The 26,786-nt window shown below is 50.4% G+C and carries 16 protein-coding genes; 11 read left to right on the top strand and 5 right to left on the bottom strand.

What is annotated here, in order from left to right:
• Positions 1–220 precede the first annotated feature (220 nt).
• The 11 genes from T411_RS0116175 to T411_RS0116225 all read left to right on the top strand — a co-directional run bounded on the left by T411_RS0116175 (position 221) and on the right by T411_RS0116225 (position 18,053).
• Positions 221–1,573 carry an LptA/OstA family protein gene (locus T411_RS0116175; protein WP_002033791.1) on the top strand — a complete coding sequence of 451 codons (1,353 nt, stop codon included), beginning with the start codon at positions 221–223 and terminating at the stop codon, positions 1,571–1,573.
• A 98-nt stretch (positions 1,574–1,671) separates the two neighbouring features.
• Positions 1,672–4,134 carry an ATP-dependent helicase HrpB gene (gene hrpB / locus T411_RS0116180; RefSeq protein ID WP_000074757.1) on the top strand — a complete coding sequence of 821 codons (2,463 nt, stop codon included), beginning with the start codon at positions 1,672–1,674 and terminating at the stop codon, positions 4,132–4,134.
• Positions 4,131–6,464 carry a penicillin-binding protein 1B gene (gene mrcB, locus T411_RS0116185; protein ID WP_000197283.1) on the top strand — a complete coding sequence of 778 codons (2,334 nt, stop codon included), beginning with the start codon at positions 4,131–4,133 and terminating at the stop codon, positions 6,462–6,464. Before hrpB ends, mrcB begins: the two co-directional genes overlap by 4 nt.
• Positions 6,465–6,703: 239 nt before the next feature.
• Positions 6,704–8,995: a patatin-like phospholipase family protein gene (locus T411_RS0116190; protein ID WP_000870563.1), complete on the top strand. Its 2,292-nt coding sequence runs from the start codon at positions 6,704–6,706 to the stop codon at positions 8,993–8,995.
• 264 nt (positions 8,996–9,259) lie between these two features.
• Positions 9,260–11,857, top strand: coding sequence for a bifunctional aconitate hydratase 2/2-methylisocitrate dehydratase (acnB, locus tag T411_RS0116195; protein ID WP_000888585.1), 2,598 nt, complete (start codon positions 9,260–9,262; stop codon positions 11,855–11,857).
• Positions 11,858–12,011: 154 nt separating this feature from the next.
• On the top strand, positions 12,012–12,392 hold the full coding sequence (locus tag T411_RS0116200; RefSeq protein WP_000393917.1) for a YacL family protein: 381 nt from the start codon (positions 12,012–12,014) through the stop codon (positions 12,390–12,392).
• A 177-nt stretch (positions 12,393–12,569) separates the two neighbouring features.
• The gene (glnK, locus tag T411_RS0116205) at positions 12,570–12,908 is read left to right on the top strand and encodes a P-II family nitrogen regulator (protein WP_000767166.1); all 339 of its coding nucleotides are present in this window, start codon (positions 12,570–12,572) and stop codon (positions 12,906–12,908) included.
• Positions 12,909–12,929: 21 nt separating this feature from the next.
• Positions 12,930–14,159 carry an ammonium transporter gene (locus T411_RS0116210; protein ID WP_000423542.1) on the top strand — a complete coding sequence of 410 codons (1,230 nt, stop codon included), beginning with the start codon at positions 12,930–12,932 and terminating at the stop codon, positions 14,157–14,159.
• Positions 14,160–14,299: 140 nt separating this feature from the next.
• Positions 14,300–15,313: a Fe(3+) ABC transporter substrate-binding protein gene (locus T411_RS0116215; RefSeq protein ID WP_000735498.1), complete on the top strand. Its 1,014-nt coding sequence runs from the start codon at positions 14,300–14,302 to the stop codon at positions 15,311–15,313.
• A gap of 83 nt (positions 15,314–15,396) precedes the next feature.
• Positions 15,397–17,022: an ABC transporter permease gene (locus tag T411_RS0116220; protein WP_000660927.1), complete on the top strand. Its 1,626-nt coding sequence runs from the start codon at positions 15,397–15,399 to the stop codon at positions 17,020–17,022.
• Positions 17,022–18,053 (top strand): ABC transporter ATP-binding protein, encoded by a 1,032-nt coding sequence (locus T411_RS0116225; RefSeq protein ID WP_001277483.1) that lies wholly within the window; start codon positions 17,022–17,024, stop codon positions 18,051–18,053. Before T411_RS0116220 ends, T411_RS0116225 begins: the two co-directional genes overlap by 1 nt.
• Before the next feature lie 130 nt (positions 18,054–18,183).
• On the opposite strand, the gene T411_RS0116230 is transcribed toward T411_RS0116225, so the two are convergent.
• The 5 genes from T411_RS0116230 to T411_RS0116250 all read right to left on the bottom strand — a co-directional run bounded on the left by T411_RS0116230 (position 18,184) and on the right by T411_RS0116250 (position 26,758).
• On the bottom strand, positions 18,184–19,596 hold the full coding sequence (locus tag T411_RS0116230; RefSeq protein ID WP_000589189.1) for a phosphoglucomutase/phosphomannomutase family protein: 1,413 nt from the start codon (positions 19,594–19,596) through the stop codon (positions 18,184–18,186).
• 122 nt (positions 19,597–19,718) lie between these two features.
• Entirely contained in the window at positions 19,719–22,124 is a 2,406-nt protein-coding gene (locus tag T411_RS0116235; protein WP_000873691.1) for a glycoside hydrolase family 94 protein, read from the bottom strand.
• Between the two features lie 118 nt (positions 22,125–22,242).
• Positions 22,243–24,156 carry a beta-N-acetylhexosaminidase gene (locus tag T411_RS0116240; RefSeq protein WP_000122113.1) on the bottom strand — a complete coding sequence of 638 codons (1,914 nt, stop codon included), beginning with the start codon at positions 24,154–24,156 and terminating at the stop codon, positions 22,243–22,245.
• A complete protein-coding gene (locus T411_RS0116245) occupies positions 24,153–25,037 on the bottom strand; it encodes a glucosamine kinase nucleotide-binding domain-containing protein (protein ID WP_001110418.1) in 885 nt (294 codons plus the stop codon). Before T411_RS0116245 ends, T411_RS0116240 begins: the two co-directional genes overlap by 4 nt.
• A complete protein-coding gene (locus T411_RS0116250; RefSeq protein ID WP_000925616.1) occupies positions 25,034–26,758 on the bottom strand; it encodes a glycoside hydrolase family 9 protein in 1,725 nt (574 codons plus the stop codon). Before T411_RS0116250 ends, T411_RS0116245 begins: the two co-directional genes overlap by 4 nt.
• Between the last annotated feature and the right edge of the window lie 28 nt (positions 26,759–26,786).

Raw genomic sequence — 26,786 nt, forward strand, 5'->3', positions numbered from 1 at the left:
GCGAAGGCATTTAAACATACCCTAGTGGCTTTTGTCACAATCGCAATCCCCTTCGTATTGGAAGCGGTAGTCATGGTGTTTCAAGCTGTTAAAGGCCGATGCCATCGAGAGGTTAGCGGCAGGTGAGAAAGTCCCTCATTCCGCCTCTGGTGAAGCATTGAAGTTGAACATATAATGGCCGCCCGCCCGAGTCTGGGTATCTGTTTTTTGGTAAGCTTCCTTGCGTAAGTTTTTGAAAAATATAGCCCTATTTAAGGTTGTATTGCTGGCTGTTCTCGCGTTGTCAATTTGGTCTACCCGTATTCCCGATATGCCCTATCATCAAGTCACGCCTGAGTTGAGTCGGTCTGATTTCCATGTCATTGAATTTAATGATGAGGGTGAAATGCACCTGCCTAGGCAATACGAGATGTTGAAGGCGAGGTTAGCCAAAAACCCTGGAGCGGAACTGCTGATTTTTATTCACGGTTGGCACCATAATGCGGCTCCCACTGACGATAATTTTGTCGCTTTTCAACGTTTTCATCGCCAGATGGCGAAGACCAATCCAGGCCTCATCGGGCTGTATATCGGTTGGCGGGGGGATCAATATGATCCCTTGTGGTTGGATGGTTCAGACGATCCTGAAAGTCGAGTTGAAGCATTGGATTTTCCGACCATATTAACCAGCAAGCAGGTGGCGCGAAGAGTTGGCGAGCATGGGGTGAGAAAGCTGCTGAGTTCGCTGGATAAATTGCATCGTCAAGGAACGCTAGGGCGCTATATTTTAGTTGGGCACAGCTTGGGTGGTGTGGTTGCGCTGCACGCCCGCAAACAGGCGATTTTGGATAATCTGGCGGCAGGTCGCGGTGAAACCCATTTAACGGTGCTTTTAAACCCCGCTGCCTCTGCCAAAGAGTATCAGCCATTGGATAAGTGGTTGAGTCCAGAAGGTTTTGGTCCATCCATGCTGGTGTTGCAGTCCAAAACCGATTTTGCGGTACGTGAGGCCTTTAACTGGATCAAAGATGGCGAGCGCGCCGTGGGTAACTCTTGGGCAATCACTCATGATGTGGACCCGTGCTCGGGGCGTGATTGTAATAAAGTGGTCAAAATCCCTCAGTGGCTGCTTGAGCACGATGCGAAACCGGGTTGCATGCAGGTATTGCAAGGGGCTGGCTGGAAAATTCGCGCCAGATTGCACGCCCGCAAAACCGTACAAAGTTGCGAAGATGCCAACCGTCAGGCTGTGTGGGTACTTGCTGTGGCCGATGGTGTGATTGCTGGCCATAACGGCATTTTAACGGATGATCAGGCATTAGCTTTGAATGCTTGGATGAAGTCTAAGCTCACGGCAGCAACCGAAGTTGTTCCTACTGAAGCCGTGGCGGAGCCCAGTGTTATCTCTCCCCATCTTAGCGATGAGCCTGTGCTGCCGAGCATGGAAAACATACCCACAGAGGTTGCAACTGAGCCGCTTTCAAGTGCGGTAGAGCTTGAGCCACAAGAGAGCGAGAGTGCTGTGCCAGCGATTTCTGAACCCACGCTTGAGGCACCTTTGGTTGCCCAACCGGAAGAGAGAGCACCACAGTAAGTTTTTTGTCTGCAGTACCTCTTGATAGGAATGCACTTTGGGCACGGACTCCGTTTTATGTACAATGGCGCGGCCATTTAACCTTGTAGGAAGCGCCCTTGTCACCACTGCCCATTATTGAGGTGATGCCGAAGCTGTTGTCCGGTATCACCAACTCTCCACAACTCATCCTCAAAGCCGCGCCCGGTGCCGGTAAGTCCACCTACTTTCCGTTGCAGTTACTGCAAGCGGGAGGGTTCCACGGCAAAATCATTATGCTAGAGCCACGGCGTTTGGCTGCGCGTAACATTGCCCGCTATTTGGCGCAGCAACTGGGGGAAGAGGTTGGGCAGCGTGTAGGGTATCGGGTGCGCGGTGAAAACCGAGTCAGCCGAGCCACTCAGTTGGAGATTGTTACGGAAGGCATTATGACGCGCATGCTACAAAACGATCCGGAACTGGATGGCGTAGATGTGCTGATTTTCGATGAGTTTCATGAGCGCAGCATTCACGCTGATACTGCCTTGGCGTTGGCGCTCGAAGTGCAGTCTGCGCTGCGGGAAGATTTAAAAATCGTGGTGATGTCGGCCACACTCGATCAGCAAGCTTTGCAAAACTTACTGCCGCAAGCGAGTTATGTCGAATCACAAGGGCGCGGTTTCCCGATAGAGATTCGCTATCAACCTCTGCGCTCTGATGAGCCGTTGGTGGCGGCGATGCAGCGACAAATTCGTCATCTTCTGCAGCACGAAACGGGCTCATTGCTGGCCTTTTTGCCCGGTGCCGCCAGCATCAACCAGTTAACCGAACAGTTGAGCGATTTGGCTAGCGAGGTTGAAATCTGCCCTTTGTATGGACAGATGGAGTTCGCCGCGCAGCAGCGCGCAATTGCTCCCACGGCGGCGGGGATGCGCAAAGTGGTCTTGGCGACCAATATTGCTGAAACTTCGCTGACCATCGAAGGCATTCGCATAGTGCTTGATAGTGGGCTTGAGCGCAGTGCGCGTTTTGATCTCAAAACCGGCATTACTCGCCTTGAACAAGTGCGGATTGCTCAATCCTCTGCCGAGCAGCGGGCAGGGCGTGCCGGACGTTTAGAGCCGGGGATTTGCGTGCGCTTATACAGCGAAGCGCAGCTTAAGCAGCAGCCTTGGGTGTCAGAGCCCGAAATGCTACATACTGACTTAGCGCCACTGGCATTAGAACTCGCGCAATGGGGCGCGCAGCCGAGCGATTTGGCTTGGTTGAATTTGCCACCGAGCAGTGCGTTTGCACAGGCGCAGCAACTGTTGCAGCGTCTTGGGCTTTTGGATGCACGCACGCAACTCACAGCGGCCGGTAAAGAGGCACATTTGCTGGGCGTTGAGCCGCGGATTGCTGCGATGCTGCTGAGCGCCGATCGCTTAGGTGAGTCGGCCTTGCAAAGCGCTTTAGCGTTGGCGGTGTTACTTGAAGAGCCGGAACGGCAAGTGATTGATGTACAACATAGCTTGCACCGTTGGCAGCAAGGTCGTCATCCCAAACAAAAGCTGCTGATCCAACGCGCCCAATCTTTGGCGCACAAACTCGATACGGCATTTTCACTCTCCTCGGTTGATTCAACATGGCTGCCTTTGGTGGCGTGTTTGGCCTTTCCAGATCGAATTGCCCAGCAGCGCGGCCAACAAACAGGGCAATTTTTACTTGCCAATGGCCATGGCGCTTGGCTGGCGGTTGAAGAGCGCTTGTCCGCCGCCGATTATCTGGTCGCCTTGGATTTGATGCGCGGCCAAACTCAAGCGAGTCAAATATTCAGTGCCCTTGAGCTTGATATCCACGCGCTTGAACGCCTATTACCAGCGCTGATTTCTCGGGTTGAACAAGTGGATTGGGATGAAAAAGCCGGCCGCTTGAGCGCGGAAGCGCAGTGGCGAATCGATCAATTGGTGCTTCGTCGTGAAAAGCTGCCAGAACCCGATAAACAAAAAATGACACAAGCTTTGCTGAGCTATGTACGGCGCAAAGGCTTAACAGTGTTACAGTGGAGCGAAGACGCGAGCGAGTGGCTTGCCCGTGCACGCTGCGCTGCCGAATGGCTGCCAGAAGAAGCGTGGCCAGCCTTGGACGATGAAACGCTACTGGCGCGCCTCGAACTGTGGTTAGAGCCTTATTTGGCTGGGGTGACCTCAGTGAAAGGTTTGCAGAGTGTCTCCGTGTTGCAAGCGCTGAAGCACTATCTTGGCTGGGAGCTCAGTCAGCAGCTTGACGAGTGGCTGCCAACCCATCATCTGCTGCCAACGGGGAATCATAAAAAAATCCGTTATCAGTTAGGGATGGAGCCTACGCTCTCGGTGCGCATGCAGGAAGTGTTTGGCGAGCAAAGTTCGCCACGCGTTGCCAAAGGGACGCGCGCCGTGGTGATGGAACTGCTTTCCCCCGCGCAGCGACCGTTGCAAGTTACCCGCGATCTCGCCAGTTTTTGGGCGGGCGCGTACAAAGAAGTGCAAAAAGAGATGAAAGGCCGCTACCCGAAACACGTGTGGCCGGATGATCCTGCCAATCATGTGGCAACCAGTAAAACCAAACGACAATTGAACGCATGACGAGAAAAAGTAGTAACAGATCGCGTGGCCGTAAAGCGCGCAGTGGTAAAAGTGCCTCTTCCTCCAAGCTGCAAATCTGGCTGGGAAGGATTTGGAGTATCGGCTGGAAATTAGCGCTGACGCTGGCCGCAGTGCTGGTTTTTATTGGTATCTATCTCGATTCGATGATCAAACAGCGCTTTGAAGGTCAGCTGTTTGATCTGCCGACCGTGGTCTATGCCCGTATTTTAACGCTTGAGCCCGGCAACGGCCTCAGTTTGCAAGAACTGCGCAATGAGCTGGATGTCCTCAATTACCGCAAAGTGGCACAGCCCCGTTTCCCCGGTGAATACGCGTCTTCTTCCAGTCGAATTGAGCTGATCCGCCGTCCGTTTGAATTCGCGGATGGTCCAGAGCCGGATCGCCGAGTGATGCTTACCTTTGATGGCAGTGGTTTGAACAAAATCGAATCATTAGAGCAAAAACGCGAGCTAGGCTACCTGCGTTTAGAGCCAAAACTGATGGGCATGCTGGAAAAAGATTCGCCGGAGCAGCGACTCTTTTTACGTCGCGATCAATTCCCCGAAGTGTTGGTTGATGCACTCTTAGTCACCGAAGATCGTGATTTTTATCAGCACGATGGCGTATCACCACTTGCGATTGGTCGCGCTATGGTGGTCAACCTTAAAGCGGGGCGCACGGTGCAAGGGGGCAGTACCTTGACCCAGCAGCTGGCTAAAAACATCTTCCTTTCTAGCGATCGCACCTTGTGGCGTAAGCTGCGCGAAGCCTATATGGCGCTGATCATCGATTATCGTTACAGCAAAGATCGTATTCTTGAAGCCTATCTTAACGAAGTTTATTTAGGGCAAAGTGGCGCAGATGCGATCCACGGTTTTGGTCTGGCTTCACGGCTCTATTTTGGTCAGCCGCTGCAAGAGCTACGGATTGATCAATTGGCATTGTTGGTTGGCATGGTTAAAGGGCCTTCTTATTACAACCCGATGCGTTATGCCGAGCGCGCTCGCGAGCGGCGCGATCTGGTGCTGAAACTGATGATGGAGCACGATATTCTGACGGCGCCAGAGTACCAGCAAGCGGTAACTCGTCCGTTGGATGTGCAGAAAACCGCGCAAATCGCTAGCCGTCAGCCAGCGTATTTCCAGCAAGTTTCTATTGAGCTGAAAGAAAAACTGGGCGACAAATTTAAAGCGGATTCAGGATTGCGGGTGTTTACCTCGCTCGATCCGGTTTCGCAGTCCAAACTCGAGCAAGCGATCCACGATCAGATCCCGCAATTAGCGAAAACCGCAGGCAAAGATCTCGAAGCCGCTGCGATCGCTGTGGATCGTCATAGTGGCGAAATTCGTGCCATGGTCGGCGGTAAGCGAACCGGTTACGATGGTTTTAACCGCGTGCTCAATGCCAGTCGACAAATTGGTTCACTGGTGAAACCAGCGGTGTATCTCACGGCGTTAGCGCATCCCGATCAGTACAACCTAGCCACTACACTGGAAGATAAACCACTCACCTTAAAAGGCAGTGAAGGCAGCGCGTGGACTCCGCGAAACTACGATCGTCAATATCGTGGAGAGGTGCCCCTTTATTTGGCGCTCGCTCAATCGCTTAATGTGCCGACCGTGGCTTTGGGGATGAAGCTTGGGATTGATCAAGTCTCAGCAACCTTGGGTAAGCTCGGCGTGAATCGCGACGAAATTCGCCCTGTCCCTTCGATGTTGCTCGGTTCATTCTCACTCACGCCATATCAAGTGGCGCAGATGTATCAAACGTTGACCAATTCCGGCAAAAAAGCCCCGCTGTCAGCGCTACGTTCTGTGCTCGATTTGGAAGGCAATGTGCTGTATGAATCTCTGCCGAGAGTGTCACAAGCGGTGGATCAGCAAGCCGCTTGGCTGACGACTTACGCGATGAAACAAGGGGTGCAAGAGGGGACTGGACGTTACTTGAATGCGCAGTTCAGCAGTGCAGCACTGGCGGGGAAAACCGGGACCACTAACGATAACCGTGACAGTTGGTTTGTGGGGGTCGATGGCCGTGAAGTGACCACCATTTGGCTTGGCCGCGATGATAACCAGCCAACGAAGCTCACTGGCGCGAGTGGGGCATTACGTGTTTATGCGCAGTATTTGAAATATCGCATTCCAGAGAAATTACAGTTACCTTGGCCAGAAGGCATAACGACCTTCGGCTTTGCCAAGCAGACGCAAGGTGGATTGAAACTCGACTGTGATAATGCGTTTAAACTGCCTATTTGGGACAATCAACAGCAGTTAAAACAGCAGTGTGAAAACCGTCCGACCGAGTGGATCAAAAAGCTGTTTGAGTGGTAACACCCTCTTGGGCGCGGCGTTGTCGTTGCATTGACGACAACGTCTGCCTTGCTTGTGTGGGCATAGTTTTCTCTTTTCTTGCTACTTGCTGCGGCAGCCGTGTTGGCGAGGTTTCTTCACTCCAATCATAGCGACTGTCTATGCGCTTTGGATGTGCTCACTTGCCGTCTGCCTGTAACTCCCCATAGTTTGGGTATATATTGGTCTGATTCTTAAGGATTTCGAGGATAACTCACGTGATGAAATGGGCGGTATCATTCAGCGTAGTCGTAGGGATAGTGTTTGCCCCATTGGCCTTGGCACAAGAAGCTCAAGCTCAAGTCGCCAAACGACCTAAAATCGCGTTAGTTCTGGCGGGGGGCGGTGCCAAAGGCGCCGCGCACATGGGGGTTTTGCGAGCCTTGGAAGAGATGCACGTCCCCGTCGATATCATCACAGGTACCAGTATGGGTGCTTATGTGGGTGGGTTATACGCAACAGGAATGAGCGCAGAGGAGATTGAAGCGCTGATTTATAGCGTGGATTGGAACCGAGGCTATCGAGATCGTGTCGATCGTAGCCAGCGCCGAGTTCGTGACAAAGAGTATGAAGATCGCTACCAAATCACCACAGATCTTGGCCTACACTGGGGGGAAGTGCGCGCGCCAAAAGGCGTAGTGCAAGGACAAAACATGCTGCGCATGTTGCGTGAAACCACAGGCAATCTTCCCGCCTTCGATTCTTTTGATCAATTGGTGATCCCGTATCGCGCGGTAGCGACCGACATTATTCACCTTCAAGAAGTCGTGCTTGATAAAGGCTTTTTGGTGGATGCCATGATGGCCAGCATGTCAGTACCCGGCGCGTTGCCACCTTATGAAATTGATGGGTTATGGCTGGTGGATGGTGGTGTCACCAATAACATGCCCGTTGAGGTCGCGCGTGCGATGGGGGCCGATATTATCATCGCGGTCGACATCAGCACCGACTACAAAAGCCAAGAGGACTTCACCAATCTCTTTACGGTTGCAGACCAGCTTTCGAACTATTTGGTTCGCCGCAGCACGGAAAGACAGAGCGATCATTTGACCTCGCGCGATCTGCTGCTGCGTCCACCCGTGGGCAAAATGGAGACCATGGAGTTCGACAAAATGCCGGCGGCGTTTGCGATGGGCTACCAAGAAGCGATGGATAATCAGGCTTTTTTCAAGAACATTGCTCTGAGTTCAGCGCAATATCAAGTGTATGTGGATGAGAAAGAAGAGCGGCGTAAAACCTTGCGCTATGGTGATAATGTTCAGGTGGACGAAATTGTTCTGCAAAACAACACCCACTACAGCGATCTGCTATTACTGAACCGACTCAATTTAGAACCCGCGCAAAAGCTCAGCACCGAAGAGATTGAAGCCAGCATAGAAGATCTCTATGCCCTAGATCGCTTCGAATTGGTGCGTTATCAATACGAACAACGCGATGACCAACAACAACTGGTGGTCGATGTGCGTGAAAAGTCTTGGGGGCCCAATTACGTCAATTTCCGCTTCTTTTTAGAAGATGATTTTGATACGGAAAGTCAGTATGCCCTTGGCGTTTCCACCAATTTTACAGACATCAACTCACACGGTGCTGAGCTGGCTCTGAATATGGATATGGGGACCGACAAGCTGATCGAAGCTGAGCTTTATTCGCCACTGTTATCGGGACAAAAAACATTTACGACGGCACTGCTGCATTTCAGTAACGAGCGGCGAAATGCGCCTTTGGCAGGCTTTGATGACACCTCTCTCGCGGCTACGGAGAATTACTTACCCGTCACTTATTCCGAATGGGTTGCCGAACTGGCGCTCGGCTATCAAATCGAGTTATGGCGAGAAATGAAACTCGGTGCACGCTACAGCAAAGGCAATGGCGAAGCTTCTTCATTACCGGTTTTTGGGGATTTTTCCTTCCAGCGTCGCGGGGTGTTTTTTGATTATCGACACGACACCTTGGATGACTTTAGCTTACCTCAGCAAGGCATCTATTTTGACTTGGAATATCTGATCTCTAAAGACAGTTTTGACGGTAGCAATCCCCTTTCTGGAGATGCCCTCTCTTCCGATACCGTATCGGAGCTGTCTGGGCGATTGATCGCTGCGCACACCTTTTCACGCCATACTTTAGTCGCAAACTTGGATATGGGGGTGGTGAAAAGTAAACACTCATCTACCCCGATTGATCCGAAAAGCATCGGTGGTTTTCTCAACTTGTCGGGCATCCCCCGCAATAGCTTGATTGGTCAAAACAAGCTGTATGGAAACCTCGTTTACCGTTACCGCTGGTTTGATAATGACTTTGGTATGTTCACGTCCCCCGTCTACTTAGGGGCATCGATTGAATACGGTGGCGTCTGGTCTGATCCCGATTTGCGTTTGCAAGATGCGCCTTTGTATGGCGCAGGTTCGATCTTCGCTGGGGTCAATTCGCCGATTGGGCCGATTATGTTTGGCTATGGTCGCACCGAGCAGAATTATGACTCGATCTATTTCATTATTGGTACCACATTTAAATAGCGAGAGCTTGAGATGGGTGGGGTTTGCGCGCTTTTCACTCAGTGAGAAAGCTAAAACTTTAGTCTCAAGTTGCTATGTTGGTCAAAATGATGAGATTTTAATTTATCGTTAAACTTGCTATTCTGACGCCCACAGTTTGGCCTCTATGGCGCTGTTTCTCAGTCAATTTGAGTGAAAACAAGGGCTAGGGAGAGCCAAGTTTCCAAGGATGTTCGCTCGTATTTTTATAATCAACTGGGTGAACCGCAATGAGAGGAAAAAGTCGTGCTTGAAGCCTACCGTAAACACGTCGCAGAGCGTGCCGCTGAAGGAGTTGTACCTAAACCCCTAGACGCAGAGCAAGTCGCAGGACTTGTCGAACTTCTGAAAAATCCCCCACAAGGTGAAGAAGCTTTCATTCTTGACCTACTTGAAAATCGCATTCCTCCGGGTGTCGATGAAGCGGCTTACGTGAAAGCAGGTTTCTTGACGGCCGTTGCGAGAGGCGAGGTCGCATCTCCGTTGGTGAGTCGTGAAAAAGCGGCTGAGCTACTCGGTACCATGCAAGGCGGCTACAACATCGAACCGCTGATTGAATTACTGGACGATAGCGCGCTGGCTCCGATTGCCGCGAAAGCGCTGTCTCATACCCTCTTGATGTTTGATAACTTCTACGATGTGGAAGAAAAAGCCAAAGCGGGCAACCCATTTGCGAAACAAGTGCTGCAATCTTGGGCTGATGCAGAGTGGTTCCTATCTAAGCCGGCACTGCCTGAAAAAGTGACCTTAACCGTATTTAAAGTGACGGGGGAGACCAACACGGACGATCTCTCTCCAGCGCCTGATGCATGGTCACGTCCTGATATTCCTGTACACGCATTAGCCATGCTGAAAAACGCGCGCGATGGCATTGAGCCGGATGTACCGGGTAAAGTTGGCCCGATCAAACAGATCGAAGCACTTAAAGCCAAAGGTCACCAACTGGTTTACGTGGGGGATGTGGTCGGTACCGGTTCATCACGTAAATCGGCAACCAACTCAGTGTTGTGGTTTATGGGAGACGATATTCCTAATGTGCCTAATAAGCGCACGGGCGGATATGTGCTTGGCGGTAAAATCGCTCCAATCTTCTTTAACACCATGGAAGATGCTGGCGCGCTGCCGATCGAAGTGGATGTCTCTAAGCTCAATATGGGCGATGTGATCGACGTTTACCCATTTGAAGGCAAAGTGTGTAATCACGCGACGGGCGAAGTGCTTGCGACTTTCAAACTGAAAACCGATGTCCTGTACGATGAAGTGCGTGCGGGTGGTCGTATTCCGCTGATCGTTGGACGTGGCCTGACGGATAAAGCGCGTCACGCATTAGGTCTGGAAGCGTCAAAAGAGTTTCGTCGCCCTGTGGCGGTTGCAGATAGCGGTAAAGGTTATACGCTGGCTCAGAAAATGGTGGGTAAAGCGTGTGGTGTACAAGGCATTCGCCCAGGCACTTACTGTGAACCTAAGATGACGACTGTCGGTTCGCAAGATACCACTGGCCCAATGACGCGTGATGAATTGAAAGATTTGGCCTGTCTTGGTTTCTCTGCCGATTTAGTGATGCAGTCTTTCTGTCATACCTCGGCTTATCCAAAGCCTGTCGATGTGCAGACTCACCACACATTACCTGATTTCATCATGAACCGTGGCGGTGTTTCACTGCGTCCGGGCGATGGTGTTATCCACTCATGGTTAAACCGCATGCTACTGCCAGATACAGTCGGTACTGGTGGTGACTCGCATACTCGTTTCCCATTGGGTATTTCTTTCCCAGCAGGTTCTGGTCTGGTGGCGTTTGCTGCCGCGACTGGGGTAATGCCACTGGATATGCCTGAATCGGTTCTGGTGCGCTTTAAGGGTAAGATGCAACCGGGGATCACGTTGCGTGATCTGGTGCATGCCATCCCTTATTACGGCATCAAGCAAGGTCTGCTCACAGTAGAAAAAGCAGGTAAGATCAACGAATTCTCCGGTCGTATCCTAGAGATCGAAGGGGTTGAACACCTGACGGTTGAGCAGGCGTTTGAGCTTTCTGATGCATCCGCAGAACGTTCTGCGGCGGGTTGTACGGTGAAACTGTCACAAGCATCGATTGAAGAGTACCTCAACTCGAATATCGTGATGTTGAAGTGGATGATTGCTGAAGGTTATGGCGATCGCCGTACTATTGAGCGCCGTATTCAAGCGATGGAAGCTTGGTTAGCTAACCCAACACTGATGGAAGCGGACAAAGATGCCCAGTACGCGCATGTGATTGAGATTGATCTTGCTGAGATCAAAGAGCCAATCCTATGTGCGCCAAACGATCCAGACGATGCTCGTCTGCTTTCTGAGTGTGCGGGTGAAACCATCAATGAAGTGTTCATCGGCTCTTGTATGACCAACATCGGGCACTTCCGCGCGGCGGGTAAATTGCTTGAAAAATTCAATGGCCAATTGAATACCCGTTTGTGGGTCGCACCGCCAACCAAGATGGATCGTGACCAGCTGATTGAAGAGGGTTACTACGGTATTTTCGGTCGTGCTGGCGTGCGTATCGAAACGCCGGGATGTTCGTTGTGTATGGGTAACCAAGCACGCGTAGCGGACAAAGCAACCGTGATGTCGACTTCAACGCGTAACTTCCCGAACCGTTTGGGCACAGGGGCTAACGTTTACCTCTCTTCTGCTGAATTAGCGGCAGTGGGAGCGATTTTGGGTCGAATCCCAAGCGTAGCGGAGTACATGGATTACGCGAAGCAGATTGATGCGGCGGCCGCGGATACCTACCGTTACCTCAACTTCCACCGTATGGGTCAGTACACCAGTAAAGCAGATTCGGTCATTTTCCAAGAACCTGCATAAGCAGAGTGATTGAATCCTCTTTTAAAGCCGCGCTTGTCGCGGCTTTATTGTGGGTATTTTTCGGTCGGTTTACTTCGCGGGTCATCACTTGTCTAAGTATCGTGAAGGGGTTTGCGATATACTCGCGCCATTGTGGATCGGTGGAGTGTTCACCATGGAATTTGAATTTATTAAAAATACCCTGCTCGGTGAGTATGCGGTGCGATGCAATATGGAGCACCAAATCGTCGGACGATGGCTACAAGAAGAGATTGGCCAAGACCTAGCCAAACTTAAACACGTATTAACGCTGATCGATAAGGCAGAACAATCACCAGCCCAAGAGTTTTTATGGACGGGACGTGAAATCTCATTACTGGTGCAAGGCGATGAAATCACAGTACAAGAGAATGCGCTGGCTTATGAGAGTGAGCATGAATTGGAAACCGATTTTGCTCTCTATGACAGCGAAAGTATTGCCGCCTGTGGGCGAGAAGACTTTGTGGCCTTACTGACGCAGTGGCAAAGCTTTATTCAAAATCAGGGTAGGTTCTAATCCATCCTGCTCATACGTTGTGCGTTATTGTTGGGAAAAGGCTGCACTGAATCGGTGCAGCCTTTTGTTTTTTTACTCAGCAAATGCCTATATATCCATAAAAATCATTAAGTTAAAAAGTTGGCACGCCCCTTGGATAATGAAGAGTAAATGGACGACTGCTTCAGAGAGGAAGAGATGAAACTGATCAACGCAATCATTAAACCATTCAAATTGGATGATGTTCGCGAAGCGCTGGCGGATGTTGGGATTGAGGGGATGACGGTGTCTGAAGTGAAAGGCTTTGGACGTCAAAAAGGACACACTGAACTGTACCGAGGTGCTGAGTATCAGGTCGATTTTCTCCCTAAAGTCAAAATTGAAATTGCGACTCAAAGCGACAATGTCGATCGCGTAGTTGAAGCGATCATTAAGGCGGCACACACCGGAAAAATCGGTGATGGCAAAATTTTTGTGTATGACCTAAGCCAAGCGGTACGTATCCGTACTGGCGAAATGGATTCAGAAGCCCTTTAAATTCAAGGATGAGATTTGATTATGGAACTATCAATCACAGTTACTGAGCTGCGTTACGCACTCGATACATTTTTCTTCCTGATCTCAGGAGCGCTCGTCATGTGGATGGCGGCAGGTTTCGCTATGTTGGAAGCGGGTTTGGTTCGCTCCAAGAACACCACCGAAATTTTGACGAAAAACTTTGTTCTGTATGCGATTGCTTGTACCACCTATTTGATCGTCGGCTACAACATCATGTATGTCGATAACACGGAAGGTGGCTGGTTGCCTTCGTTTGGTGCGCTGATTGGCTCACAGGCCGATGGTGCTGACCACTCGCTCGAATCGGACTTCTTCTTCCAAGTGGTGTTTGTGGCGACCGCGATGTCTGTCGTCTCTGGTGCCGTCGCGGAACGGATGAAACTCTGGGCATTTTTGATTTTCTCCGCAGTATTGACCGCGTTCATCTATCCCGTTGAAGGTTACTGGACTTGGGGCGGTGGCTTCCTTTCAGCGGCAGGATTTAGTGATTTCGCAGGTTCCGGCATTGTGCATTTAGCGGGAGCTTCAGCGGCATTAGCAGGCGTTCTTCTGCTCGGGGCTCGTAAAGGCAAATACGGCAAAAACGGCGAAATTTATCCAATTCCCGGTTCCAACATGCCATTGGCCACACTCGGTACGTTTATTCTGTGGTTCGGCTGGTTTGGCTTTAACGGCGGCTCACAGTTGATGGTGTCGGATTTTGAAAATGCGACGTCTGTGGGCAAAATTTTCCTCAATACCAATGCGGCTGCGGCGGCAGGGGCTATCGCTGCGCTTTTAGTGTGTAAAACCACTTGGGGTAAAGCGGATCTCACCATGGTACTGAACGGTGCATTAGCGGGCTTAGTAGCGATTACGGCCGATCCTCTCTCTCCTTCACCGCTTTATTCGGTAGCGATTGGCGCAGTATCTGGCTCTCTGGTGGTGTTTAGCATTATTGGTCTCGATAAGCTGAAAATTGATGATCCAGTGGGTGCGATTTCCGTCCATGGCGTGTGTGGTTTCTTTGGTCTGATGGTGGTACCACTGAGCAACGCTGATGCAACCTTTGGCGCACAATTACTCGGTGCTGCGGTGATCTTCGCATGGGTGTTTGGTGCAAGTCTGGTGGTTTGGGGCGTGCTTAAAGCGACGATGGGGATCCGCGTCTCTGAAGAAGAAGAGATGGAAGGGATGGACATGCACGATTGTGGTGTCGGTGCTTACCCAGAGTTTGTTACTGTTAAGTGAAATATCATTTTACAAATTGAACCGAACAAAACCTGCCGTAAAGGCGGGTTTTGTTTTTTGCCAATTGTTTTCTTATTGAACATTCCTATAATACATTGCGATTGATAAAGGTTATCATTACTAGTCAAAAGGAATACTCAATGAAAAAACTGCTCAGCCTGTCAGCGATAACGCTCAGTGTGCTTGCCCCTTCTGCTTTTGCCGCTCAAGAAGTCAATGTTTACTCTTATCGCCAACCGTTTCTGATTGAGCCGATGTTTGCTGAATTTACGAAAGAAACTGGCATTAAAGTTAACGTAAAGTTCGCGAAAGAAGGTATCGCTGAAAAGCTTGCTCAAGAAGGCGAATACAGCCCAGCAGATGTGATCTTAACCTCTGAATTCAGTCGTCTGTTTGAGCTGACCGAAAAAGGTTTGACTCAGCCGCTGGATAGCAAAGTGATTGAAGAGAACATTCCGGCTCAGTATCGTGACAGTGGCGATGAGTGGTTTGCCCTGACTCAGCGTACTCGCAGTGTCTATTCTTCACGTGACCGCCTAGGTAAGCTCGGTGATGATTTTGACTATATGGATCTGGCAAAGCCTGAGTTCAAAGGCAAAATCTGTACTCGTAGTGGTAAGCATCCTTACAACATCGCATTAGTTGCTTCCATCATTGCTAACCACGGTGAAGCTGAAGCAAAAGCTTGGCTAGAAGGCGTTAAAGCGAACCTAGCACGCAAACCGCAAGGCAACGATCGTGACCAAGTTCGCGCGATCAAAGAAGGTCTGTGTGATGTCTCATTGGGTAACAGCTACTACCTAGGCGCCATGCTGAATGATCAAGAGCAGAAATCTTGGGCTGAAGCGGTGTACATCAACTTCCCAGGTCAAAATGTGCAAGGAACACACGTTAACGTGAGTGGTATGGCGATGGCTAAATACTCACCTAACCGTGAAAACGCGCAGAAACTGATGGAGTTTTTGACTGGTGAAACGGCTCAGAAAATGTATGCAGAAGTGAACTACGAATACCCAGTCAAACCGGGTGTACAACGTTCTGCATTGGTGGAGTCTTGGGGCGAGTTTAAAGCCGACAGTCTGCCACTGGAAAAAATTGCAGATAACAATGCTGCAGCGATCAAATTGATCGATGAAGTCAAATTTGACCTGTAAGTAAAATCAGGGGTATAACGTACCCCTATTTTATTTGAGGGATGCAGTATCTGCTTGCTGTTCAAGCCTTATACTGATAGGCGATGAAAGAAAAATATTTTGCCTGGAAAGCCAGCAGCCTAGTGTTAACCACTCTGCTGGTTTTACCGATCTTAGCGATCTTCTATACCGCATTCGGCAACAGTGATGAGGTTTTTGCTCATCTTCTGGCGACTGTGATGCCCACCTATATTTTCAATACCTTGGTATTAACCTGCTCGGTATTGCTCTTGGCTTTACTGTTTGGGGTACCGTCAGCTTGGCTGATTGCCATGTGCAAACTGCCCGGTGAGCGTTGGCTGCAATGGGCGCTTGTCCTCCCTTTGGCGATGCCTGCTTATATCATTGGGTATTTATTTACCCATTGGTTTGATTACGCAGGTCCCATCCAAATTGCCTTGCGCGATTGGACCGGTTGGCAAGCGGGCAGCTACTGGTTTCCCGATATCCGTAGCCTAGGCGGTGCGAGTGTGGTGCTGGCGCTGGTACTTTATCCTTATGTGTATCTTTTGTGCCGTGCGGCGTTTATGGAGCAAAATGTCACTTTGCTTCAGTCTGCGCGCTTACTGAAATGTTCACCGTGGCAAAGTTTTCGACGTATTTCTCTGCCGTTAGCACGACCTGCGATTGCGGTGGGTTTGTCTTTGGTGGCCATGGAAACGATTGGTGATTTCGGCACGGTAAGCCTGTTTGCGGTGAATACCTTAACCACAGCGGTTTACGATACTTGGCTCGGTTATTCCAATCTCAATGCGGCTGCAAAAATCTCGGCCATTATGCTGGTGATGGTGCTGCTGCTGCTCAGTAGTGAGCGTTATAGTCGTCGCCGACAAAAACTGTATCAAACCCAATTTAATAGCCATGAAGAGTATCGTTATACCTTAAAAGGCTGGCGCTTATGGGCCGCTTTAATCTGGTGCTGGGGCTTAGTGGCGGTGGCGTTTATTCTGCCTCTGCTACAACTTATCAGTTACGCGTGGACCTATTTTGCCCAGAGCTGGACCACCCAATTTAAAGAGTACGCGATCAACAGTTTCACTGTCTCGATCAGTGCTGCTGTCGTAGCGGTCTTAGTGGCTTTAGTGGCTAACTTTTATGCCCGTTTACAAAATAATCGTACAAGTGTTGCCTTGATGCGCCTCTCTTCGATGGGCTATGCGGTGCCGGGAACCGTTCTGGCTATTGGTATTTTAGTACCTGTGCTCGCACTGGATCATCTGATCAACGATATCGCTAAAATGATGGAGTGGGGACGCCCAGGGCTTGTTTTCTCCGGCAGTTTATTTGCGATTGTGTTCGCGCTGGTGGTGCGTTTCTCGGCGGTAGCGATTGGCAGCATCGAAAGTAGCCTCAGTAAAGTATCACCTTCGTTGGATATGGCGGCGCGCACCATGGGTTGTCATGCCAATCAAATGCTCAAGCGTGTACATTTGCCACTGATCCGCCGCGGCGCATTAATCGCAGGCTTGTTGGTGTTTATCGAATCGATGAAGGAATTGAACGCGGCGATTTTGCTGCGCCCATTTAACTTTGAAACTCTCGCTACTTACGTCTATAACTACGCTTCAGATGAGCGCTTAGAGTTGGCGGCGCTACCCGCCATTTTACTGGTGTTGGTCGGGCTTATTCCTCTTGTTATGGTTAACCGTTCTTTGGAGCAAAAGCACTAATGAGCTGCGCACTGCTGATTGAAAATCTCACTTGCCAATACGATGCACAAACCGTATTGAAATCTCTCTCTTTGCAAGTCAATCCGGGCGAAATTGTCTGTCTGCTTGGCGCAAGTGGTTGTGGTAAAACCACCTTGCTGAAAGCGATTGCCGGCTTGCTGCCTTTGGCTTCTGGTCAGCTTAGCCTTAACTGTGTCACCTTGGATGACGGTAAATGCTGGTTGCCCCCTGAGCAGCGCAATATCGGAATGATTTTCCAAGATTACGCATTGTTTCCCCATCTTACCGTGGCGCAAAACGTTGGTTTTGGGTTAGATGCGATGCCCGCGAAGCAAAAGCAGGCCAAAATTGCCGAGATGCTGACTCTGGTTCATCTTGACGCTTTCGCAGAGCGTTATCCGCACCAACTATCGGGAGGTCAGCAGCAGCGTGTCGCCATTGCTCGTGCCTTAGCGTATAAGCCCGATCTGTTACTGCTTGATGAGCCGTTTTCCAATATCGATACTCAAGTGCGCCATGAGCTGATCATTGAGATTCGTAAGATCTTTAAACAGCAGGGAGTCACGGCGATTTTCGTCACTCACTCGCGCGAAGAAGCGTTTGCCTTCGCTGATAAAATGGCGGTGATGAATCGTGGTGTGATTGAACAATACGGCACCGCCGCAGAGCTTTACTACCAACCATCGAGTCAGTTTGTGGCCGATTTTCTGGGTGGGGGTAGTTATTTAAGCGCCAAGCGGATCAGTGAAACTCAGTACCAAACGGCGCTTGGGGTGGTCGAAGCGATTGCGCGCCAACCGATCGCGGTAGAGGCGGAGTGTAAGTTACTGCTGCGTCCACAACAGGTGCAAATTCGCGCAGAAGAGGAGAGCAGTGTGACGGTGACGGAGCAGCAGTTTATGGGCGATCATTGCCGTTATCTGATTGATGCGCATGGCACTCAGCTTATCGCGACCTCTTCGCAACCGCTGGAGTTAGGGCAGTCAGTCTCGGTCAATATTGATACCCAAGGCGTGCTCGCTTTCGCCTAATGCTCCCGCCAAGCGTCTTGGATTGCCAAACTATGTTACCCGCATAAAAAAGCCCGACGTCGAGCGTCGGGCAAGTGTTCTTCTCCGCTGAGGGGACTTAACCTCAGGGGATGATTTGACAAGGCGATGATTACAACGCCAAGAAAGCTTTCATCTGTTGAAGAACACGCTCCGCAGTATCTTTGTCGGCCATTTCGGCGAAAATACGTAATAAAGGTTCAGTACCGGAGAAGCGGGCAATTACCCAGCCACCGTTCTTGAAGTAGACTTTCGCCCCATCTTCATAGCTGACTTTATCGATGTCGAATTCAAACTCAGGCAGTTTTTTCTCAATGTAGGCCTTGTTGTAGATCTCATCACGCTGGGCGGGCTTAAATTTGCAATCGCCTTCCGCAGTGTAGGCATAGCCGTAACGATCATAGATCTCGGTTAACAGCTCAGAGAGTTTCTTGCCCGTCACGCTGATCATTTCCACCAATAGGCTAGAAGCGAACACGCCATCTTTCCCCTTGATGTGACCACGAATCGTGAGGCCGCCAGAGCTCTCCCCGCCAATCAGAGAGTCGTCCGCTTCCATTTGTGAAGAGATGTGTTTAAAGCCCACAGGCACTTCAAAGCACCGCTCACCATGATCGGCGGCGATCTTATCCAACAGATGTGTGGTTGCGATGTTACGCACCACAGAACCTTTCCAGCCTTTGTACTCCAGCAGGTAGTAGTAAAGCAGGATCAGCACTTCGTTCGGGTGAATAAAGTTGCCTTTTTCATCGATGATGCCAAGGCGGTCCGCATCGCCATCGGTGCCGATACCGATGTCATAACCTTCGTGTTTCACCAGATGCTTCAAGCGATACAAGGTGGCAGCGCTAGGCGAAGGCATCAAACCACCGAAATCAGGGTTTTTGCCATCGTTGATCACGTCCACGTCGCAGCGGCCATTGATCAGTACCGTTTGCAGCGCGTTTTTCGCCACCCCGAACATAGGGTCGATCAACACTCGTAGATTGGCTTTTTTGATCGCTTCAATATCGATGAAGTTGATGATGCTGTCGACGAACTCGTTCATCGGGTTGATGATGGCGATCAGTTTGTCGTTGACGGCTTGATCAAAGTCGATCGATTTCACGTCTTGTAAAGTCAGTGTGGCAATTTGCTGCTCGATCTTCTGAGTGATCACTTCATCTGCATCACGGCCACCACGGATAAACACTTTGATGCCGTTGTAGTCGGCCGGGTTGTGCGAGGCGGTAATACAGGCTGAATAAGCACAATCCATCGCTTTGGCTTTAAACATCACCACCGGTGTTGGCACAAACTTGTCGATAAAGCTCACCACAACGCCATTCGCGGCTAACACTTCGGCAAACCAGCGTCCCGCTTTGTCTGACAGAAAACGGCGGTCGTAACCAATTACGAAGCCTTCGTTTGCGGCTTGCTCATGATGGATGATGTTGGCTAACGCTTGAGCCACCAAGCGCACATTATCTTTAGTGAATTCTTCACCAATAAACGCACGCCAGCCGCCAGTACCAAATTTAATCATTTTCTCCCCCTATCCCTTTTCTACTGACGCTGCAAGAGTGTTGGCTGCAACGACAAGTGGTCTGGGCATATAAAACGCTTAGGTATTAGCAAACGGGCACTCAGCGAGTGCCCGAAAATGGATTAACCTAGAACAACCACGACTTGGTTAACGCTGCCTGCGGCTTGCACAGGAACGGCACCTTCAATCGCTTGACCATTTAGGGTGATGGATTTCACGCCTTTTGAAACACTTTGCGGGTTTTCCACTTTGATCTGATAAGTCGCATCACGCCATTCGCGAGTCACTTCAAAACCCGGCCATGACGTTGGGATACAAGGATCGATCTCCAGTGCATCGAAGCCCGCTTTGATACCCAAGATATAGTTGGTGGTCGCATGGTATGCCCAGCCAGAAGTACCGGTTAACCATGGGTGGTTAGCGCGGCCGTGATCTTGGTGGTCACGCCCCATGATGAACTGTACGTAAGAGTAAGGTTCAGCAATACGGGTTTCGATGATGTCGTTTTGGTTGTATGGGTTGAGTGCGTCATACAGCTCCATCGCACGATCACCACGGCCCAGTTTCGCTTCGGCTACCCATGCCCATGGGTTTGGATGCGAGAAGATCGCGCCGTTCTCTTTCACGCCTTGGTAAACGCGAGTCACGAAACCGATGTCATCATTTGGCGTGGCAAATGATGGAGCGTTCAGGTGTAGACCGTATTTGGAGAACAGGTATTTGTAGACCGCATCCATTGCTTTGATGCCGCGTTCATGGCTAACCGTGCCAGACAACACTGCAAGCGAGTTAGACTCTAAATGCACTTTGCCTTCCACTTGTTCGAAGGTTCCGATCTTGTCGCCATTTTTGGTCAGGCCACGGATGTACCATTCGCCTTGTTCATCCCACAAGTGAGTTTCACACGCTTCGCGTACACCATCGGCCATCGCTTGGTACTTGTCGGTTGCCGCTTCATCATTGCGATAGCGTGACAGTTCAAGGAAAGATTCCAACGCCCAGAAGTGTAGGAAAGAGACCATAGAGGACTCACCACCACCGAGGTTCAAACAGTCGTTCCAGTCGGCACGCAGACCCTTACAGATACCGGTTTGACCCACATATTCTGCAGAGAAATCTAGCGCTGCCATCATGTGCTCGTACACAGTGGCGTTGCCGCCATCCGCGTAAGGAATCACTTCGTCGATAAAGGCGAAGTCACCGGTCTCTTTCACATAGTTGAGGATGGTTGGCACAATCCACAGGTGATCGTCAGAACAGGTATCTTTAATGCCGTGGATCTTGTCTTCATCCGACGGTGTGGGGACAACTGTGGGTGATTTAGATGGTTTAACATCCGCTTTTTCTGGATCGAACCAGTCAGGATCAAACAGGTGCAGACCGTAACCGGCTTTCACTTGACCACGCAGTAGATCAACGAGGCGCTTACGAGTCATCGCTGGGTTAGTGTGCGGTACTGAGATCGCATCTTGCGCAGTATCACGGTAGCCAAGGCCTGTACGGCCGCCGACTTCAATGAAAGAGGCGAAACGGGACCACACCACACACGTTTCCGCTTGGTACAGAGTCCAAGCGTTGATCATGGTATCGAGACCTTGGTTGGGTGATTTCACTTGGAATTTCGCACAACGCTCATCCCAGTGTGCTTTGATACCTGCAAAGGCCGAATCCACTTTGCTCAGGTCTTGGTATTTTTCACGCAGTTTTGCGCCGTTGCCTTTACCTACACCTAAGATCACCGCAAAGCGCACCTTCTCGCCCGGTTGCAGCACGAATTGCTTATGCAGTGCACCACAGTGGTTGTAACAGGTTTGCGCACTGTTAGAGCATTTACCTTGCGCCACGGCGATTGGGTTGGCTTCATCACGGTACATGCCAAGGAATTGGTCACGTTGGCCGTCGTAACTGTCGGCATCGAAAGTTGCAGTCAGGTAGTAGAAGCCGAGGAAATCATCGGTGTTGTAGTACAGGTCATACTCAATCACGCCATCTTTGAACGAGGTGCCGGCTGAGTAGAGCGACATCTGATGGTTTTGGTTGTCTGACTTGATGTGGCTGAAAGAGAACTCAACATAGTTGAACGCACTGATGGTGCGCACTTCGTTGGAGGTATTTTTGATCACTACATCCCAAACTTCGGCATCTTCGCCTTTAGGAACAAACAGAGTTTTGGTGGCGTGAATGCCGTTGTACTCACACTTGAATTTTGAGTAGGACAAGCCGTGGCGAACTTCGTATTTCGCTTGTTCAAGGCTTTTCGCAACTGGTTGCCAAGAGATTGACCAGAAATCGCCTGTCGCATCATCGCGCAGGTAAACATAGTGCCCGGGACGATCTTGGGTAAAGTTTGGACGAAACTTGGTCACGCGGTTGTACTCAGGTGAGTGATAGAAGGAGTAACCCCCTGCGTTGTGTGAAATCACCGTACAGAATTTTTCAGTACCGAGATAGTTAGTCCAAGGTGCGGGTACGTCAGGGCGAGTGATGACGTATTCGCGATTATCATTATCGAAATAGCCGTATTTCATTGTGCTTTCCTTTTAAACCAGCTGCCCTGTGGCAGCTAAAAATTTTGCTAGTGAAAACCAGCGTGAGTTCCGTCACGCCATTGTTACGATTTTCGGAAGAATGCCTTCTAAGGCAAAATTACTTCCAAGGCGCGCGATAAGGTATTTTCTGCTTATCAAGCAGTGGTAAATGGCCTTTCAAACGCGCTAGATAATCCAACCAGTCACGCTGGGATTTCTCTGTCCAACCGCCTTCAGCTAATGCCGTGAGACGTGGATAGAGCATGTATTCCATGCGTTCTGAGTGATTGATCAATTCACACCACAAGGCGCATTGAATACCTAAAATGCGTTTACGCAGTGGGTTATTGGCCGGAACGTCAGCTAACGGTTCATAACCGTAAGCACGCTCTAGCGGAGTAACACCTGCCCAATCCACGCCCGGTTCTTCAGGAGCATAGTCTTGAACGATATCGAGATAGGTAAATTGTCCCGGCTGCAAAATCACGTCAAAGCCTTGTTTGGCGCAATCCAAGGCGGCTTTTTCCGATAACCAAGAGTAAATCACCGTATCTTTACTCACTTTGTCACCGTGATGGGCTTCTTCCCAGCCGACCATACGCTTACCCAAGCTTTTGAGTTTTTTCTCGGCGTAGCGCAGTAAGTGGCCTTGCAGCTCTTTCGGGTCGGTATAGCCTTGCTCTTGCATTAAGGCTTGGCATTTCGGGCTATCTACCCACACACCGTGTGGAACTTCATCGGCACCGATATGAATAAATTGGCTTGGAAACAGCGCAGCCACTTCTTCTAATACGATGTCGAGGAATTGATAAGTGCCCGGCAGTGCAGGGGAGAGCACGTTGTCGTTGTAGTACTGAATACTGCGATATTGCGAGCAATCTTCCTCATCGACCAGCCATTCCGGCAGCGCTTTAATCGCGGCGCGGCTGTGCCCTGGTACGTCAATTTCAGGGATGACAGTAATGCCACGATCGCTGGCGTACTCAATCACTGCACGGATCTCCTCTTGGGTATAGAAACCGCCATGACGCTCGGTGAGTAAGCTGTACTGAGGTTCCAGCACTTCATCCATGCCACGCCATGCACCAATGTCTGTCAGTTGCGGCAGGCGTTTAATCTCAATACGCCAACCTTCATCATCAGTCAGATGCCAGTGGAACACGTTAAATTTGTAGTGTGCCAGTTGATTGATCACTCGTTTGACCTGCTCAAGCGAGTGAAAATGGCGGGCGCAATCGAGCATCATACCGCGATACTTAAAGCGCGGTGCATCGACAATGTTGACCAGAGGAAAGCGCAATGAGCCTTGATGCGCTTGCGCCAGTTGCAGCAAAGTCGCGCTGGCATGCATAAAGCCACTGTGGCTGCCTGCTTCAATCTTGATCCCTTGCGCTTCGATATTGAGTTGGTAATGGCCCTCATCGAGCGTGGGATTACTGCGGTAGACGATATCGCTATGGCCAACCGTATTCAGTTTGAACTCATGCAGTGCATGCAATTCTTGCTCTAACCAGCGTGCAGCACGCGCGGCCGAGTCCGATTGCAGCGAGATCTGGCTGGAGTGGTTGACCACAAACTCACCTTGGAAACGTTGCAGTGAGTTAGGTTTGGGGATGAGACAGAGCTCAGCCGCAGTCACTTCAGGGATCTGGCTACGCTCGCGAAATGGTGACGCGAGAACGATAGGGTTAACCGCGACGTTAATACGTTCAACAGGCTGTTTATCATTAAGTTGGACAAACGCGTGCTTTACCCCATCGGTGTAGAAATGGTAAGGCGCGGTTTTGATGATGAACTCACAATAAAAGTGGCCATTAGCTTGCAACACTTTTTCCGTTGGAACAATCGAACATAAGCTGCCGACTTGGGTCAGTTGACCGTTGGTCACACTCATGGGTTGGATGTAACGATCAATCACAAAATACAGCGACCAATCATGCAGATCTTGATCGCTCAAATTGTGCAGGGTTAAACCAAAACGGCAATCCGGTTTTTGTTCCGAGAGCACCGCAAATTCAATTCGATAACTCATAAACCATCCTTATACAGGTTGTGCTCAGGCTTACCGGCAAACATTAATGCACCTTCGATAGCATCCGATTGCGGTTTGACAATCCACTGCTGTACCGGTGGGGAGAGCCAATCTTGGATACGCTCAGCAATGCTGCCCATTAAACAGATGCGTTCTGCGCCTTTGTGGTGTAAGGCGATCAGGAACATTTCAATGTCTGCGGCGGTCTGTTTGAGTAATTCAATCGCGAGAGGATCGCCGCAATAGGCATGGCTGAAAATCTGAGGTGAAAATTGCCCATAGTCGCGAGGTAGAGCGGTTTTAGACCAAGCAACAATGGAATCAATATCATGGTTAAAGTGGTTCATCACCACATCACACAGCGGGGTATGGGGACGGATGCCATCTTGTGCGAGCAGCACTTGTTGAATCAGGCGTAAGCCCATGACGGCGCCGCTGCCTTGATCGGAGATTGGGAACTCACGACCGCCAACCACGTACTGTTTGCCACCTTTTAGCAAAATGCCACACGATCCGGTTCCGGCGATCATGATCGCGCCCTCTTCACCAAGGTGCGCGCCAAGACAAGCGCCATAAGCATCGGTGTTAAGCGTGATGGAAGCGAAAGGGTGCGCTTGCTGCATAAAAGCGTGCCACGCCTCTTTTTGCTCCGCACCAGCCAAAGCAAGACCTACATGCATACTAGGGAAGTCGTCTGGTGATAACCCGCCTTGCTCTGCCGCTTGGGTGATCGCATCGACTACGGAACGCAACGCCACCTCAACACCGAGCATGATGTTGGCGCTGCCACTTTTGGCTTCGCCAACCCATTCACCTTGCTGATTACGAATGCGAGCACGGCAGGATGTACCGCCGCCATCAATGCCTACGTAGTAGTTCATTGGTTCTCCTCCCCGTGAGCGGTAAAGTGAGCAAATTGGCTGATGATGGCAAGCAGATACCAAGCGCCATGCGGGATCCATTGTTCTCCCCAACGCCAGTTTTGCAGCATGTCATCTTTTTGCCCTGCTGGGTTAAACGCGATATCTCTTGGGTCATCAAAGCCCGCGGTTATGCCGTTACACACACCGCCTTTGGCATTGAAAAAGCCTAAATGAGGTAAGTAATCGGGATTATTGTGCCCATGTCCATCGAGCATGCACATGTTGTAAGGATTGAGCCCGACAATCCAGTTCAGGGCATTTTGTGACCACTGTTCAAGCGGTTTAGCGATAGCGGTACTCAAATGAGGCTGAGCAAGATAGGCCATGCTCGCCAACGAGGCGAGACGGGCATTTTCACCTTGCCACCAGTAACCACTTTCGTTGTCTTGAGCGATAAAGAAACTGGTGCGTTTGGCGCTTTCCACCCCTTTGACATACTGACGCGGGTACCCAAACGGGTTGGAGACTTGTTGAGTTATCGCTAACTCGAATTGACAGGCTTGCTCGACCACTCTTTGGAGTTGAGCGTAGTTAGCCGTATCCGTTTCAATATTCAGATACTCGCAAAGTGCAATGACAGGCAGACCAGCATCACTGGCGTGGAAGTATGGGCGCTCACCGTTGCTGGTGGCAGACCAGTAGTGCGCAATTTGTTCATCGCTGCATTGGCGCTTGGCTAAACGCTGTGCCCACTCACGAGCTTGAGCCAGATATTGGTCATTCTCTGTCGTGCGGTAAAGTTCGCAACACGCCAAGAGTGCGCAGTACTCATCAATGATGTTTTCAACCCCATCATTGAGGTAGGCGAGGTTATGCTCTTTGAGGTGCCAGTAGCCATTTTCTGCCGCTTGTAAATAGTCAGCTTGTGTGAACTCGCCGTGCGTATCCAAACGCGCGGCTGCGGCAAGTGCCGCAATCGCCATGCCCCCACCTTGGCGAAAACCCGCTTGATAATCATCGGATTTATGGCCTTGTTGGGTCGCGTAGGCACAAATCTCCCGTTGTTTGGTGTCTTTGCTCCATTTGTCAAAGACGGTCATATAAAAAAATCCCTCGGAGTTTTGCATACGGCGTAGAAAATCAGCACCAAACAACGCTTCATCCTTGAGGCGAGTGCGAGAAAACGATGCAAAACCCGAGTGATGTTGTAAAACCGCTAACCCTTTGAGCATGTTCCAGACCACCAAAGGTGTTTGTTGTGGGTTCAAATAGTTAGCGTAAGAAAGGTGACTGAGATACTTGCTAACGTCACCTGAAGCGTCGTACCAGCCACCGTGCACATCGGCAGTGGTTGATGTGCTCAGCAGCGGTACTTGCTTGTCTTGTTGATCAAACTGCCCAGAGCAGCGTTGCGATTTAAAGTAGTGCAGCACATCAGAAAATGTGCGTTGCATTAATACGCCTCGCGCAATAGTAAAAGTGGCAGAATGCGTGTGTTCCAGGCGCAGATAATAGTCGCCTGGCGTCGTGAAATCGGAAAAATCGATACGATGAAATTGTCCCTGATGCCAGTTGTCGACCTTGCCGTGCCACTCAATAGCGAGCTTGGCAACGGTTTGGTGACTACGAGCGCAAACCAAAAGCACACAATCGTCCATGAGTTGTGTTTGTCCACACAGCAACACCGCCTGTTTAGGGCCTTGGGTTTCATAGCCAATGTGGTTGGTCAGTAACAGCATTCATTTTCTCCGCAGTATGGATTGAGCA

Origin of the sequence: Vibrio cholerae ATCC 14035 (assembly GCF_000621645.1) — a bacterium.
In the GTDB taxonomy this organism is placed as follows: domain Bacteria; phylum Pseudomonadota; class Gammaproteobacteria; order Enterobacterales; family Vibrionaceae; genus Vibrio; species Vibrio cholerae.